The sequence below is a fragment of the Chlorogloeopsis sp. ULAP02 genome (genome assembly GCF_038404745.2).
Taxonomy (GTDB): Bacteria; Cyanobacteriota; Cyanobacteriia; order Cyanobacteriales; family Nostocaceae; genus Chlorogloeopsis.
Genome location: NZ_JAYKTT020000001.1, coordinates 298,546 through 314,537 on the forward strand (window position 1 = coordinate 298,546; position 15,992 = coordinate 314,537).

General features: G+C 41.2%; 8 protein-coding genes and 2 pseudogenes. 6 read left to right on the plus strand and 4 right to left on the minus strand.

Translation table 11 applies throughout. From position 1 onward, the window contains the following. Positions 1-599 precede the first annotated feature (599 nt). Positions 600-2,777 (plus strand): polysaccharide biosynthesis tyrosine autokinase, encoded by a 2,178-nt coding sequence (locus U2718_RS01240; protein WP_341999494.1) that lies wholly within the window; start codon positions 600-602, stop codon positions 2,775-2,777. Positions 2,778-2,849: 72 nt separating this feature from the next. Beyond that, entirely contained in the window at positions 2,850-4,187 is a 1,338-nt protein-coding gene (locus U2718_RS01245; RefSeq protein WP_341999496.1) for a GTPase family protein, read from the plus strand. Positions 4,188-4,254: 67 nt separating this feature from the next. Here U2718_RS01245 and U2718_RS01250 read toward each other — a convergent pair whose 3' ends face one another. Together U2718_RS01250 and U2718_RS01255 are read right to left on the minus strand one after the other, a co-directional pair. Further along, a complete protein-coding gene (locus tag U2718_RS01250; RefSeq protein ID WP_341999497.1) occupies positions 4,255-5,088 on the minus strand; it encodes an SWIM zinc finger family protein in 834 nt (277 codons plus the stop codon). 65 nt (positions 5,089-5,153) lie between these two features. Beyond that, positions 5,154-9,998 carry an SNF2-related protein gene (locus U2718_RS01255; protein WP_341999499.1) on the minus strand — a complete coding sequence of 1,615 codons (4,845 nt, stop codon included), beginning with the start codon at positions 9,996-9,998 and terminating at the stop codon, positions 5,154-5,156. A gap of 151 nt (positions 9,999-10,149) precedes the next feature. On the opposite strand from U2718_RS01255, the pseudogene U2718_RS01260 reads away from it, so the two are divergent. The 4 genes and pseudogenes from U2718_RS01260 to U2718_RS01275 all read left to right on the plus strand — a co-directional run. After that, a pseudogene (locus U2718_RS01260) lies at positions 10,150-10,493 on the plus strand (GNAT family N-acetyltransferase); the annotation flags it as partial. Positions 10,494-10,724: 231 nt separating this feature from the next. Continuing rightward, positions 10,725-12,881: a polyribonucleotide nucleotidyltransferase gene (locus U2718_RS01265; protein WP_341999501.1), complete on the plus strand. Its 2,157-nt coding sequence runs from the start codon at positions 10,725-10,727 to the stop codon at positions 12,879-12,881. Between the two features lie 472 nt (positions 12,882-13,353). Further along, positions 13,354-14,412: a J domain-containing protein gene (locus U2718_RS01270; RefSeq protein ID WP_341999503.1), complete on the plus strand. Its 1,059-nt coding sequence runs from the start codon at positions 13,354-13,356 to the stop codon at positions 14,410-14,412. Positions 14,413-14,638: 226 nt separating this feature from the next. Further along, a complete protein-coding gene (locus U2718_RS01275; RefSeq protein ID WP_341999505.1) occupies positions 14,639-14,902 on the plus strand; it encodes a DUF3146 family protein in 264 nt (87 codons plus the stop codon). Positions 14,903-15,147: 245 nt separating this feature from the next. Here the strand turns inward: U2718_RS01275 and U2718_RS01280 are convergent, their stop codons facing one another. Together U2718_RS01280 and U2718_RS01285 are read right to left on the minus strand one after the other, a co-directional pair. Further along, entirely contained in the window at positions 15,148-15,408 is a 261-nt protein-coding gene (locus tag U2718_RS01280) for a hypothetical protein (protein WP_341999506.1), read from the minus strand. Between the two features lie 268 nt (positions 15,409-15,676). After that, positions 15,677-15,859, minus strand: a pseudogene (locus U2718_RS01285) (DUF1636 family protein); the annotation flags it as partial. Between the last annotated feature and the right edge of the window lie 133 nt (positions 15,860-15,992).

Consider the following 15,992-nt stretch of genomic DNA (forward strand, 5'->3'; position numbering starts at 1 on the left):
CACGCATATTAAGTTACAGGTAAAATATTTTATACAGTTACATCAACCATACAGGTTGTAATATACACTAAATGCAAGCTTCAAATATTGATAAAAACATAGAAATTACTTTTTGCAAGTTATATAAGTTACTTAAGTGCTGCAAGTTAATTATAATACTTTAAATTAAATAGACTCAATGTCTCTTTGTTAATAACAAAATGAAAATGCATATTACAAGGTTAATAGCTTGATTAGTAAGTTACACTGTTTAATTTTTATATAACTCTGGGTGGATCTAGTGACAAAGTACTGCAACTAGTCTATCTCCGAATATTCAAGCTTTTAGTTAATCATTAGCTGGTTTAGCTAAAAGTCAATTTAGAGATAATTCCGCTGAAGTGAAGTAGCAAATGAATTCAAAGAGCAATGATATACTTTTGTCAAATGAGATAGATGTACAGATATTGTTAGTCTTTCCAGAGGAACTATACAACTTTGAGCAGTTAATAAACATATTCTACCAATTTTACTGCATATACTGCCTTATGCTCACGTTTACAGTTGGGTTCTGATGATATCAAACTGTTCTCAGTATTTAATCGAGTTTTAATACAATCATGGATAATTCTTCTCAATCCTCGAATCTTAATCAGATTCAGAATCAGAACCTCTTATCACAGCAAGTTAGTTATCCCCAATCTTTACCGCGGTTGGAAGAGCAAGGAGACGATTGGAGTTTACGAGATTTCTTGAGTTTGCTGCGGCGTCGATCACTCGTCATTGCTGGGGTAGCCACTGTTGTTATCGGCAGTGTTGTATATTTAACTTTTAAACAAGAAAAATTATATGAAAGTAGTTTTCGGTTGCTAGTAGAGCCTCTCAATGTTGACAGCAGGCAGTTAGTTCTAAACTCTGGTCAAAGTTCTAACCAAGAACCTCGAACTGGACTGGATTACGATAGCCAAATACAAGTTCTTAGAAGCCCAGAGTTAATGACAAAAATAGTTCGGCGCTTGCAGAGCTTGTACCCAGAGATGACTTATAACTCTTTAATCAAATCTCTGGCTATTACTCGGCTACGTGAAACAAAGATTTTAGAAATCCGGTATTTAAGTCAAGATCCCGAACAAGCTAAAGTCGTACTCGACCAAATTGCTAATGGTTATTTAGAATACAGCCTAGAACAGCGGCAAACTAGTTTGCGTCAGGGGCTAAATTTTGTTGAAGAGCAACTGCGATCTATGCAAAAGCGAGTTGATCAGCTTCAAAGAGAGCAGCAAATTTTTCAACAAAAGTATGGCTTTGTAGATCCAAACACCCAGGCAGAGCAAATTACTGCTCAAAGTGCTAATTTGTCTGCACAAAGACAAGCAATTAATCAGCAGTTAGCTGCCGCTCGCGCTAATTTAACCGCCTTAAGACAACAACAGGGTGAACAGGCAGCACTAATTGATGCTCCTTTATATCAGCAGTTACTTAGTCAACTGCGGCAAGTGGAAATCCAAATAGCTGGTGAGTTAACTCGCTTACAAGAGGACAATCCCACAATTCAAACATTAAAGGCAAGACGTAAAGGTCTGTTGCCTTTGATACAGCAAGAAGCACGACGCTACATGGATACAAAACTTGCACAGGCAACTACTCAAGTTCAAGCATTAGAAGTGCAGAGTCAAGAACTTGCTAAAGGGGAGCAGAAACTTGAAGAAAAACGTAAGCAGCTGCCAATCTTAACACGAGAATACACTGAATTGCAGCGGAAATTACAGGTGGCAACAGACAGTTTGAGTCGTTTTCTCAATACCCGTGAAACTCTGCAAGTTCAAGTAGCACAATCAGAGCTGCCTTGGCAGTTAATTCAACCACCTGTTCAACCCAAAATTCCTGTTTCTCCAAATATTCGACGTAATTTAATGACAGGATTCTTGGTGAGTTTAGTCTTAGGAGTTGGTGTTGCCTTACTACTTGAAAAATTAGATAACACTTACCATAGTGCTAATTCTCTGAAGAAGAAACTTAAAGAGCCTTTACTAGGAGTTCTACCTTTTGAAAATCAACTGCAAGTAAGTCAATTTTACACTTCCATACAAAGGGTTTTTACAGGGAGTGTACCAGATTCCTTGCCAAAAAATATTTCTGTGTCTGGTGTAGGCGATCGCACCTCCAGCATCTATGGCTCAAAATTTGTAGAGGCTGTACGTGTACTTTACACAAATATTCAACTACTTAGTAGCGATCGCCCAATTCGCTCCATAGTTATTAGTTCAGCTATGAGTGGAGATGGCAAATCAACGGTGGCATTTCATTTAGCTCAGATAGCTTGTGCAATGGGGCAAAAAGTACTACTTGTGGATGCCGATTTGCGTCAACCTGTAATTCATAATCTCTCGAATTTAAAAAATAATTGGGGATTAAGTAATTTAATTTCTACAAACGTGCCAGTCACAGAGGCGATTCAACAAGCGCCTTTTATGAAACAATTATCAGTACTAACTGCTGGCCCCATACCACCAGATCCGACAAAATTGCTTTCTTCTGAAAAGATGAAGCGAATGATAGAAGAATTCCACAATAACTATGACTTAGTAATTTATGACACTCCTCTCGTAGTAGGATTAGCTGATGCAAGCTTGTTGGCACCCCATACTGATGGCATTTTGATGGTTGTCAGGATGGAAAAAACAAACTCCTCTGTACTCAAACAAGCTTTAGATAGCCTGAAAATGGCCAGAATGAATGTTTTAGGAGTAGTTGGTAATGGTCAAAGAAGTAACTTTGGTAGCGAATACGATTATTAACTTCCACTGATCAAAAGTTGTGTAACCTATAAGATAGGAACGATTCTAAATCTATCTGCTTTTGTGGCGAGAATGACTGAGCAACGTAATGCTGACTCATCATCAGTTGATTCTCAGCAGCCCGGAGAACCAACTGATGCTAAGACTAAATCGGCTGATGAGTCGAAAAACCCCATTGCTGCTGCCTGGGATAAGACAACGGCACGCTTGCTGCAACTTCTTCCTGTAGAGCAACTAGCACAGACAGTAATTAAAATGTTTAGTGTCAGCGAAGCTCAAATTGCAGAGATATTAGAAACCGTTCGCTCAGAACTGCCAACTACAGAAGCGCTGTTGATTGGGAAACCGCAAGCTGGAAAAAGTTCAATTGTGCGGGGATTAACGGGCGTTTCTGCCGAGATTGTTGGTCAGGGATATCGCCCTCATACGCAACACACTGAGCGTTACGCCTATCCTTCTAAGGATCTACCACTACTAATTTTTACAGATACAGTAGGGTTAGGTGATGTCAAGCAGGATACTGAAACAATTATTCAAGAACTGATTGGTGACCTGCAACAAGCAAGCCTTGGCGCTAGAATACTCGTTCTCACTGTCAAAATCAATGATTTCGCAACTGATGCACTTCGGCAAATTGCCCAGCAGCTGCGTCAGCAGTATCCAAACATTCCTTGTCTTTTGGCTGTCACCTGCTTGCATGAAGTCTATCCTCCTGATGTTACCGATCATCCTACCTACCCACCCGACTATGAGGAGGTAGATCGAGCCTTTGATGCAATACAGCAAGCCTTTGCTAATTTGTACGATCGCGTTATTCTGATTGACTTCACTTTGGAAGAAGATGGTTACACACCAGTATTTTATGGCTTAGAAGCATTCAGAGATACCTTGGCAGAACTTCTTCCGGAAGCCGAAGCTGGTGCAATTTATCAGTTATTGGATAAGAAAGCTGGTGAGAAAATTGGCAATCTCTACAGAGATGTTGGACGACGTTATATGTTGGCGTTTGCGATCGCAGCCGCGACAATTGCATCTGTACCTTTGCCATTTGCCACTATGCCTGTATTAACTGCATTGCAGGTATCTATGGTAGGTTTATTAGGAAATTTATATGGACAAAGTTTAACGCCATCACAGGCAGGAGGTTTGGTAAGTACAATCGCTGGTGGCTTTTTAGCAAAAGCGATCGGGCGAGAGTTAGTCAAATTCCTACCTGGTTTTGGTAGCGTAATTGCTGCATATTGGGCAGCTGCCTACACTTGGTCACTTGGTGAAGCAGCCTGTGTTTACTTTGGTGAGTTAATGGGTGGAAAGAAACCAGATCCAAAGAAAATTCAGTCTGTGATGCAGGAAGCTTTTCAGGAAGCGAAAGAAAGATTTAAGGGAATTAGAGGAAAGTCTGAAGGATAAAGGTTAAAGGATAAAAGATTTTATTAATTCATCCTTCATACTTAATACTTCATTCTTCATCCTTTAGCTAACTTTCTCCCACTTTCATCGCCGACAACATAGCTTTCTGACTCACATCTTTATAGAGCGTATCTAAATACTTCATTACCACATCAGATGCAGTCAGGCTAGCGAGATTTTCCTCTTCCTTTGCTAGAGGAATTGCTCCCAATACATCTAAAACTGTCTCACTACTTGATGGTGTAATTACAACTAGAGAAGGTTCTAGTGATTCATGATATTGCCAAAAAATATCAATATTAGTATATTGATTTGGAGAAGTTGGCTCTTTTAACTCAGGTGCTTCTAGCTCAGAAACTTCGACATTGGCATTGCGTAATTGCCGCAAATCGCTGATGACTTGCTCCTTTGTACGTCCTCTTAACTGAAATAGTACAAACGGATCTTCACTAAAGCGATCGCCTAGTTGGTAGTAAACTGCGGCAATATGTTTGCAAGGATTTGCTTTATCAGGACAAGAACATCTACTATGAACATCAGCTAAGGTAAAGGGAAATAGTGAAAGACCATTATTAGTAAAAACTTCTTCTATATTTTGCGGCATTTCTCCTGCCAATAACTTAGCAGCAAAAATTGCCTTTTGAGACATAGTTTCAACTATATAATTCCATTGTTCCTCACTAAAGGAGTCAAGGAAAAGAGAAACTTTATATGGTTCGGCTTCACTACCTTGAACTCTAGCTAAAACTTTTGCACCTTGAAAATCAATACTAAGCACATTACCTTGACGGGCATAGTTTCTACCGCGTTCTAAACGCTTTTTAAAACGATAGGAATCTAGTAATTCTAACCAACGTTGTGACCACCATTCTCGGCTAGCTTGTAGTGTCTCATTAGTCATATTTTTCTCCTAAATAGAAGTCAGAAAGCAGGAGGCAGAAGGAAAGACATTTTCCCTGTTCCCTTTTAATCTTCATCTTCATCTGCGATAACTGCACTACGGTCAAGTAATAATAAGTTGCGAAGTTGGTCTGTATCTAGTTCAGTTAACCATTCTTCCCCTGCATCTACAACTTGTTCAGCTAGTTGTTTCTTACTTTCAATCATGTCATGAATTTTTTCTTCTAATGTACCAGTACAAACAAATTTATGTACTTGCACATTGCGGGTTTGCCCAATCCGAAATACTCGGTCTGTAGCTTGATTTTCTACTGCTGGGTTCCACCAACGGTCGAAGTGAAAAACATGATTTGCACGTGTTAAATTTAGTCCTACACCACCTGCTTTTAACGACAAAAGCATGATTGGCGGGCCTTGAGGATCGTGTTGGAAACGGTCTATCATTTCCTCACGTTGTTTTTTGCTGGTACTGCCATATAAAAATAATGTTTCTCGTCCTAAGTTTTGTTCTAAATAAGGTCTCAGGAGCTTGCCCCATTCAGCAAATTGAGTGAAAATTAAAGCGCGATCACCTTCCGATAAAACTTCTTCTAGCATTTCCTGCAATCGCAATAATTTTCCAGATAGACGAGGTTCCGTCAGACTATCTTTTTTCAAATATTGGGCTGGATGATTGCAGATTTGTTTTAGCTTCACAAGTAAAGCCAAAATCTTGCCCCGGCGCTGTATTCCTTCAGTATCTTCAATTTCTGCTAAAGATTCTTCAACTACTTGTTGATACAGTTTTGCTTGTTCGGGACTCAAACCGCAAAATACTGTCATTTCTTGCTTCTCTGGCAAGTCTTGAATAATCTCGCGATCGGTCTTTAAACGACGCAGAATAAATGGTTGAACTAAAGAGCGCAATTGATTTAAAGAAGCAGTATCACCATACTTTTCAATTGGCATGGCAAATCGGCGTTGGAAAAACTGCTTATTTCCTAGATATCCTGGATTGAGAAAATCTAAAATTGACCATAATTCTTGCAGTCTATTTTCTACAGGTGTTCCCGTTAGAGCAATACGAAACATCGATTCTAACTGTCGCACTGCCTGTGATTGTTTTGCATCTGCATTTTTAATATTTTGGGCTTCATCTAAAACAATCATCTGCCAAGAGATACTCTGTAAAGACTTTAAATCACGCGGAACAAGGGAGTAACTGGTAATAACTAAATCATGCTTCTTCACTACTTGTTCAAAAGCCTTTCCTTTAGCGCGTTTATCACCGTGATACTGTAAAACTTTCAATGATGGGCCAAATTTTTTGACTTCTCTTTCCCAATTACCTAAAACAGAAGTTGGACAAACTAACAGCGTTGGATTTTCTAAAGCATTTTGTTCTTTGAGATGTAGTAAAAATGCAATAAATTGGATGGTGTTATGACAGATAATATTGTTGGCAACAAAATTATGGTGTTCGCTAACTTCAAAATCGTAAACCCATCCTTCATACTCAATATTTTCAATACTTTCAATCTTGCAGTAAAAAACTTCTTGGTTAATCAGATGTTGTAAGGATTGTTTAGTTAAATTCAACTGCTGTACATCTAAGCGAGCATAAGCATCAAGGGTTTGAGATGTCCATTTTGAAGGTTTTAGTAACTGGTATTTCTGTTGCGTCTCTCCACTGAGAATGCCGTTTATACCAACTAATACTCGTTCCAAACTATTCCTGGAAAATTGCTGTGAACCATTAATGTAAACGGTATTGTGCATTCCCAAATGCCGCAGCGGTAGACTTGTTGCTGCTACTGTTTGGGCAACAAGATCAGCAGCAGGAATTCCCTCAACATTAGTGTTGCTTACGCTCTGACAAATTTTTTCTAACTTCTGCTGTTTTTCTAGATTGCCAAATCCGATTTCTTGCAAAAATCTACGAGCAGAATTTCCTCCAATTACACCGATATAATAAGTGCGTAAAGTCCGATTTCCATTGGTTGCACATTTCTGTTTGGGTGATATTCGCAACCAAATTTCAAAGCGTCGCAGCAGTACAGAAAGTTGCTGAATTAGTAGCGGGGAAGCTGTCACAATTTCGATACTCCGCATACTTGATACAACGGCAGACTCAGCATCGAAATAGTTTTGTAAAAATATACGCACGCTTTGTAAGTCTGCCTGCATAATGAAAGACGGAATAGACTTTTCTGCCGACAATTTGCCCCAAATGTAACCCTTTGCCTCTAAAAAGCGCCAATATGCTTGGCTATGAACTCGGAGATTTGGAACTTTACCAGGAAAAGTTTGGATACTCGGACTGTTAATTTTAATCTCATAGCGTTGAGAAAGGCGCTGCAAAGTCTGGAGTAGATATTCTAGCTGCCTGGTATCTTTTTGAGATATGGTAACGCAACCTAAGTTAGGAATCTCATGACCTTCCGCAATCTGCCAAGCAACAAACTTGACTAAATCAGGATCTTCGGATTTTCCTTGCCAAAGCATTTTGGCTGGTACGCACACGTAATCACCCACTTTTAGCTCATTCGTCCAGCCTTTATTAGTAAGTAACTTATGACGACGGGTAATGGTGACACTGCTGCCATCTTGCAGCGTCACTTTTCTTAGCTTTTCGCGAACTTGCTGCCGATACAACTGTTTGATAGAAGCCTGCACAATTTTGCCAGTTTTTTCATCTATGGAATTCACCAGTAATTCCTGGGTTGGTTTTGCCCAAAATCCCTCACCGTCAAACTCTGTTTCTTCAGCAGCGTAGTTTTGCCAGATTTCTTCTGCTGTGATTAATCCTCCATTGACGTAGATTTGTGTATCTTTAGATACGCATTTCCCCAATCCCATATCGTCTGCCAGACACGCCCCCAAGCCCCATCGTTCTAAAAATGTTAACCAAGCCATACCACGCTGTTGATACGGGCGCAATTGTCCCTGAAAACTAGCGGGTGTAGGTAGGGGTTCGAGCGCTTTATTATTTGTCAGGGTAGTTACCAACTCCTGCAATGCACCTGAAGCCTCAAAGCTAACTACTGGTAATTTTTCAATTGTTTGGGTGTCCCCGGTACTCAGGCGCAAAGCATCCTCTAACGACAGCGCCATCTGCTCTTTTCGAGAAGCAAAAAATGCTTGGGCTGTTTTAATATCTTGCGATCGCAACTCTACCCATTCCCCATTAATTTCCACCAGTGGGCTATTTAGGGCTACAAGTTTGTCAAACTCTTGCTTAGAAAGAGTCTGTCCGCCAATTGCCAATTGCCATTGAAAATTTAACAGACTTTGCAAACCCAGACGCCCTTGCTTTTTCTTTGGTGTTTCGGCGCTAATCTTCAAACCTAAACGATTTGCCCATCCTTCCCGATTTGCTAAACTAGGAGGTAAAACTACGCCCAAACCACTATCTTCAAATCGCCACTTTACCGATTTGATAAACTCGTAGGCTTGCATGGGGTTGAGATGACAAGACAGGGGATATGGGGTATCCAAACTAGGTGTTAATACTGGATGCAATCGTGAAGCTAACCCCAAACCCCGCAGAAATGTTTCTTGTGGTTGCTTAATAGTTCGATTTTGATAAACAAAGCTTTCCACGGGATGCCGCCAAATTGTCTCTGCATCTATCAAAAATTCTGCATCGTCAGGCGCTTGAAGAAAATATGCCAAAGTCCAATCAGCCTCATTTGACTTGGGCGGGTGTAGAACAAAACAGGTGCGAAATATATTTTTTCCACCCAACTGGTACTGTAGCGGCATCGTCCAAGCCTTCAAAGCCGCTTCCAATCGTTCCAAGGCAATTGTTTCGCCAGCTATTGTGGCTGATGGAGTTGTTAAAGAATGCAACCACTGTCGCACTACTGGTGGTAGAGACGCCATTGCTCGTGTGTCGAGTAGAGTTTGGGAAGCTACCATACTTCTGATTTGGACATCGATTGTACTGTTGAGAAATCCCAACAACAGTTCTTGTGGTTCGATTGGTAAGTTTATATAAATTGGCGAGTTGTGAACCAAAGACGAGGGGTAATCATCAAAATTCCCCGCGTCTCCCCGTCTCCGTGTCCCCATGTCCTCTTTACTCTCCGCGTCTCCCCGTCTCCGTGTCTCCGTGTCCTCTTTACTCCCCGCGTCTCCCCGTCTCCGTGTCCCCGTGTCCTCTTTACTCTCCGTGTCCCCGTGTCCTTCTTTTAACTCCTGATACGTCCGACACGCCAATGGCATCAGTTGAGAAAATTTGTCTAAACGAGTTCCATCCAAAGCACTGTCGAGGAGTGCTTGCCATTTTGCGGCAATAGAACCATCTGTGAATCGCTCAAGTGTGGGTAAAAATTTACATCTTGCTATTAAATCTAAACTCCACCGGGCAATGTGTGACCAAAAGCGTAAATCTCCACCGACAAAATCATCTTCTTGGTTGGCGATGCTCAAGGGTAGAGAAGCCAAAAATGCGATCGCATCTTGTGGTTCTAAACAAAAACCCTCAACTTGCCAAGGTTGTAGATATTGGGAAAAAGATTTTTCTGAACCCAATATTGCTGAATGTACGGGAGAAATAAATACTGCACCCTGTTGTTCGCTTTCTGAAAAATAAGTGGGCAAAGCAAGAATTTGCGATCGTGTTGGCATTACATTGGCAGCACTTGCAGCTTTGTGCTTTAACTTAGTTCCTGCTTTGGAGGTTCGTCTTGTTTGTGGAGACTCTAAATTTGGCGTTTCTACAGTCTTTTGGCTCGAATTAGAAAGTTTTATTTGACGTGAATGCAGCCACTCATTTAATTCATCTGCTGTCATTGCATACGGATGAGATGGTACTTGTGTTAATGTACCTGGATCTATTTTCGTTTCCAGAGAACGCCAAGTCTCTCCCCAAATAAATAAACTGCTACCTCGATCTTGTAATAACCAACTGCCGTGTAAAATTGCCATTTGCTAACTACTCAAATATTCACAAAAATAAAGTATTGAATTTGTTTATTCTCTAATTGAGACAAGTCTTTAAATTGATTATTAATTATTGTTAAATACTAGTAAAATATTGTAATAAAGTTTAAGAAAAATGCATTTACCTCTTTAGAAAATTTTCAAAAATGGCATAAAAGCTAAACTAGATTGTATTCATTTAAAGAATCAGAGGAGGTAAGGAAATTACTGAATCTTGTCATTATAGAAGGTAAAACTTATCCCCAAAATTAACTCCTCTCTCAGTCAGAATTTGTAGATTACTGGTTGAGTCAGGATGCTTATTTTGTCAAGGTGGAGAGTGAATGTACTACACAATTCGTAGAGACGCAATTAATCGCGTCTCTACATTTGGGTCGGTGTAGTCTTATTTGCAACGCTGGTTTCATTGTACAACTTCATATGCGTAGTCAGGGCATTGACCGGTTTATGGGAGAGGCAATGTTAGAAATTGCTGCGAGTCAAGAAGACACGGTGACACGGAAAATTGATCAGCACGTTCTTTCCCCTTGTCTCCCCGTTCCCTTGTCCTAATTCCCTACCTAAGCTCTTGCGCGTAGCGACTTCTGTAAGTAGCCCAAACAGCTGTAACTAAAGTTGTCAATCATTATGCATACTACTCCAGCCAGATTAGTTCATAAATGTTAGGATTGCCACAGAGAGAGAATAACGAAGAGAAGGAAAAAAAACTGAATGGGAGAATTTGAGAAGTCAATATCCTTTGACGGACGGGATATTCGACTGAAGGTGGGTCTACTAGCACCCCAGGCTGGTGGATCAGTGTTGATACAATCTGGGGATACGGCAGTTCTAGTTACAGCTACGCGATCAGCAGCCAGAGAAGGCGTTGATTTTCTGCCCCTCACTGTAGATTACGAAGAAAGACTTTACGCCGCAGGCAGAATTCCAGGAGGATTGTTGCGGCGAGAAGGTCGGCCGCCAGAGAGAGCAATTCTTACCAGCCGATTAATTGACCGCCCCTTACGTCCTTTGTTCCCATCATGGTTGCGGGATGATCTACAAGTTGTGGCACTAACTCTTTCGATGGATGAATTAGTGCCACCAGATGTGCTAGCTGTGACCGGTGCTTCTATAGCTACCTTATTGGCAAAAATTCCGTTTAATGGGCCAATGGCGGCAGTACGTGTTGGATTAGTAGGTGATGATTTTATCATTAATCCTACTTATGCTGAAATTGAAGCCGGAGATCTGGATCTTGTGGTTGCAGGTTCACCAGAGGGCGTCATTATGGTGGAAGCGGGAGCCAATCAATTGCCTGAACGAGATATTATTGAGGCGATTGAATTTGGTTATGAAGCTGTACAGGACTTAATTCAAGCCCAACGAGATTTAATCAGCGAATTGGGTTTGGAAATTGTCCAGGAACCAGAACCAGAAGTAGACTCGACGCTGGAAAACTTCATCCGCGATCGCGCTACAGATGAAATAAAGAAAATCCTCTCGCAATTTGATTTGGAGAAAACTGAGCGAGATACTGCTTTGGATGCAGTCAAAGAATCAGTTACAAATACGATCGCTGAACTACCAGAAGAAGATCCGATCCGAGTGGCTGCCACTGCAAATAAAAAAGCTCTAGACAATACTTTCAAAGACATCACTAAAAAGCTGATGCGCCGTCAAATCATCGAAGATAATGTTCGAGTGGACGGTCGCAAGCTAGATGAAGTGCGTCCCGTTTCTTGTCAAGTTAGTTTACTGCCTAAGCGCGTTCATGGCAGTGGTTTGTTTAACCGGGGATTAACCCAGGTACTATCAAATTGTACTCTCGGTACACCAGGAGATGTACAAACCTTAACTGATGACTTGCAACAAGATCAGCAAAAGCGCTATATGCACCATTACAACTTCCCACCGTTCTCAGTAGGGGAAACCAAGCCTATGCGTGCGCCAGGACGCCGGGAAATCGGGCATGGAGCTTTGGCTGAAAGAGCAATATTGCCTATATTACCACCGAGAGACCAATTCCCCTACGTAATTAGGGTAGTATCAGAAGTCCTGTCTTCCAACGGTTCCACTTCAATGGGTTCAGTTTGCGGCTCAATCCTAGCCTTGATGGATGCTGGCGTACCTATTGCTAAACCCGTTAGTGGTGCTGCGATGGGTTTGATTAAAGAAGGCGATGAAGTGCGAGTCTTGACAGACATTCAGGGCATCGAAGACTTTTTGGGTGACATGGACTTCAAAGTTGCCGGGACAGATACGGGAATTACAGCCTTACAAATGGATATGAAAATTCCGGGTTTGTCTTTGAAGATTATCGAGCAAGCTGTTAACCAAGCTAAAGCAGCACGGTTACACATTCTGGAGAAAATGCTTCAAGTTATTGACAAACCACGCAGCGAGATGTCGTCTTTCGCTCCACGTTTGTTGACAATTAAGATTGATCCAGACATGATTGGTCTAGTGATTGGGCCAGGAGGCAAAACAATCAAGGGCATTACCGAAGATACGGGTGCCAAGATTGATATTGAAGATGATGGTACTGTCACTATCTCGGCTGTAGATGAAAATAAAGCCAAAAAAGCTCGAAATATCATCCAAGGCATGACGCGCAAGCTGAATGAAGGTGATGTTTACGTAGGGCGTGTCACTCGGATCATACCAATCGGTGCATTTGTGGAATTTTTGCCTGGAAAAGAAGGCATGATCCACATTTCCCAGCTGGCTGACTACCGTGTAGGCAAAGTAGAAGATGAAGTTGCAGTCGGTGACGAAGTAATTGTCAAAGTTCGTGAAATAGACAATAAAGGTAGAATTAATCTCACCCGCTTGGGTATTCACCCAGATCAGGCAGCCGCAGCGCGGGAACAAGCAACAGTAAATCGATAAATTACTGATGGATTGGGAATTTCATCCCAAATCCATAGTTTAAGAATTTGAGCCAAAAAGCGATCGCCGAGGTGAAGTAAGAACGATCGCTTTGTATTATGGCAGGAAACGGGGAATAGGGAACAGCGCAGAGAATGTGTAATTTCTCGTTACCAGGTTGAACCTGGTAACGAGAGTTTGTGGGCTGCTGCCTGGTGGTAGGAGTTTTGATGTGAGTTTACTGAGTAGAAAAACTCATTTTATGTTTTGACCTTACGTTTTTGTCAAAATTTCATGTGTAACAGTTGAAAGGATGGGATGTAAGTTTTACCATACTCCCAGGACTAATACCAATTTTAGATTTTAGATTTTGGATTAAAACCATTGATTAATAGGCTATCCCAGAATTTTGAAACAAGACTTCCCCGTGCCAATTTGGTATTACACACTAAAAATTAGTCCTGTGATGTATCCTCAAAATTATTCTTAATCCATGCCTAAATCAGTTTCATCTCCAAACGCAAGCCTAACAACATCACTAGCTCTTTCATCTCTCCATATTCGTTTGCAAGAGCTAGAAAAAGAACACCAATGGCTACTGAAACAAATTAAGAGAAAACGCACAGAACTGAAGAATTTTGTTGAGCAGATGCGTGCTTTAGCTACAGAGATATTTCATCGAGGCTCTCCTAGCTTTACCAAAATGTCAGAAATTGACCAAGAAATTCATACTCTTTTTGATGAAATTTTAACGAACAGAAAATTTGGCAAACAAACCAAAAAAAATATTGAAAAAATTTATTTTAATCTGCAAATTGCAGGACTGATTAGTCCAAAATCAACTCAAAATGAGCTAGAAGAAGAATTAGATGAACTTTTTGAAAATAAGGATTCAGAGAATGAGTTCTTTAATTTTTCTGGAGAAGAAAGTCATCAAAATCAACAAACACAAAAGCAGCTAGAATCTCCTGCCGCAAGTAGAACTGATGAATCGCGAAAAGTGCGCCAGACATTTTTGAGATTAGCCGAAATTTTTCACCCCGATAAGGTTACAGACAGCGAGACACAGATGCGCCATACAGAAATTATGAAGGAACTAAATAAAGCCTATCAAGATGGAGATCTAGCTCGACTGTTAGAAATTGAACAGCAACATCAGGCAGGAAAATCGGTTATAAGTGATGGTGAGGACGATTTAACTAGAATATCTATTAATTTAGAACAGGAAAATGAATTCCTCAAAACTCAATATGAAAATTTAAAACGGGAGCTTCGCTTGGTGAAAAATACTCCTGAAGGAGTGATGGTTTCTGATTGTCGCAAAGCTAATCGAGAAGGGATTGATCCCGTTGCTCAGATGTTAGAACAAGTGGAATCTGAAATTCAAGTAATTTCTGAGATCCGCGATTTTGTCATGGATTTTCGAGAGCAGAACATCACGATCAAAGAATTTCTTGATGGGCCAAAAGTTCTGCACCAAAGAAATCAAGATATTATGGAAGACTTGCTGGAACAGATGTTTGGAGATTTAGATGTGATGATTATGTTTTAAGTGTAATTAGTTATTTGAAATTAAATTTATCCAGAAAAATTCTTATAACTGAGACAATTACTATGCTTCATATTCAGCTATTATTACACGCATATAAGTCTTTAGGTTTAACTTGAAGTGAGTAGAATCAGAATATTCAATTACTACCATTGGTGTATTTGATGTATTTTGAGTAAATGTAAAGTTATTACTATTCGGTTTTTATTCCAACTTGATTCTAAGCATCGTGAGTGCTAAACGTTTACCACAAACTACTGCTCATGTCAGGATTACCCGTCAATCTTGGCAACACGGCTTACTTGAAGGAGAAGTAAGAGCAGGTGACTTTGAGTGGCAATTCCAGTGGCATTTTCGTCGGGGAGAACTATCTGTCAAGCCTTCCCAAGGTCGTGCCTTGATAAAAGAACCGCTCGGTCGCTTTTTAGAGCAGAAAGATTACCAGCTCGAGCCAGGGGGAGATTATGCTTTTACCATTCGAGCCGAACTTTAGTCAATAGTCATTGGCTATGAGGGGAGCCAGTGCGATAGGAATGCAGCGCGGTGAAGCAGCCCCCGTCTTGGACGCCACGCCACGTGCTACCCTCCGGGTAGACACGTAGGTAGAGTAGTGGCTTCTGCAAGTAGCCGCCCTGACGGGCGTCTACAAGTGCGGCACAGCCGCAAGGGCGCAGTGGCTGTGCTTTCCGGCGTAGACGCGGTAGACGCGGAGCGGATAGAAGTAGGTACGGCTTGCCGTCAGGTGGCGTCGGCTCCGCCGACTTGTAGCACAGCCGCGTGCGGGTTTTGTTGATAATCTTGCCTTTCAAACTGAAAATTTATCTTCTCAACCCGCCGTACAGTTGTTAGGCGCTCAAAAGAATCCTCCGTTTGCTTGCAAAGGATCATGAATCTGCCCAGATAGTCTAAAAAACCAGTCATAAAAGATAGGTAATAGACAAATAGAGCAAAATTACCAACACTCAGTACACCGAGTCCAGATTGTAGCGATCGTGCCATCAACTGATAGTACCTGAGTCACTAGGACGGTAGCGATAAACACCACAGCCATAAGCAGCAAGAGTTGCTCTGAGCCTCCACCTATTGCTGTATCAATGAAGTAACGTAGAATTAACGGATTAATGGCTTGCAGGATCATGCTGCCCAGTAAGGCGATCGCGAGCCAACCCACTTGACGCTTTTGAGGTGCAAGGTAATTTGCGAGTAAATTCCAGTATTGCCGAAGCGGAATTTTCATCACAGTGATCGCTACTCTCCGTATTTCTGGTGGCGGAATTTGGGCGAAAATAGCAGGCTGCAATATTTCAGGAATTTGTTTCCAAACTACAGCCCCTTTAGAACTCTTGATATATAGTTGCATAAATTCTAGTAAGGCTGTTGAGCTTTCTTCGGGTATAAGATTAACAAACAAATAAGTGGGTTTATCGTGGCTTGATACAGCGACAACACAATCAAGGGGTCTTTTTTCCCACAGATATTCGGCTTCAAAGGTGAGATTTGTATTCTTACCGATATCCCAAGTTAATACGGGGGCAATGAAGAAGCGATCGCTCTCAGAAAAGTCTCGAAAGCTTCCCGCGCTT

What these genes read in the sequence shown, in the direction of transcription:
- U2718_RS01240 (WP_341999494.1), top strand. Translation starts at nt 600, where the DNA reads ATGGATAATTCTTCTCAATCCTCGAATCTTAATCAGATTCAGAATCAG.
- U2718_RS01245 (WP_341999496.1), top strand. Translation starts at nt 2,850, where the DNA reads ATGACTGAGCAACGTAATGCTGACTCATCATCAGTTGATTCTCAGCAG.
- U2718_RS01250 (WP_341999497.1), bottom strand. Translation starts at nt 5,088, where the DNA reads ATGACTAATGAGACACTACAAGCTAGCCGAGAATGGTGGTCACAACGT.
- U2718_RS01255 (WP_341999499.1), bottom strand. Translation starts at nt 9,998, where the DNA reads ATGGCAATTTTACACGGCAGTTGGTTATTACAAGATCGAGGTAGCAGT.
- U2718_RS01265 (WP_341999501.1), top strand. Translation starts at nt 10,725, where the DNA reads ATGGGAGAATTTGAGAAGTCAATATCCTTTGACGGACGGGATATTCGA.
- U2718_RS01270 (WP_341999503.1), top strand. Translation starts at nt 13,354, where the DNA reads ATGCCTAAATCAGTTTCATCTCCAAACGCAAGCCTAACAACATCACTA.
- U2718_RS01280 (WP_341999506.1), bottom strand. Translation starts at nt 15,408, where the DNA reads ATGGCACGATCGCTACAATCTGGACTCGGTGTACTGAGTGTTGGTAAT.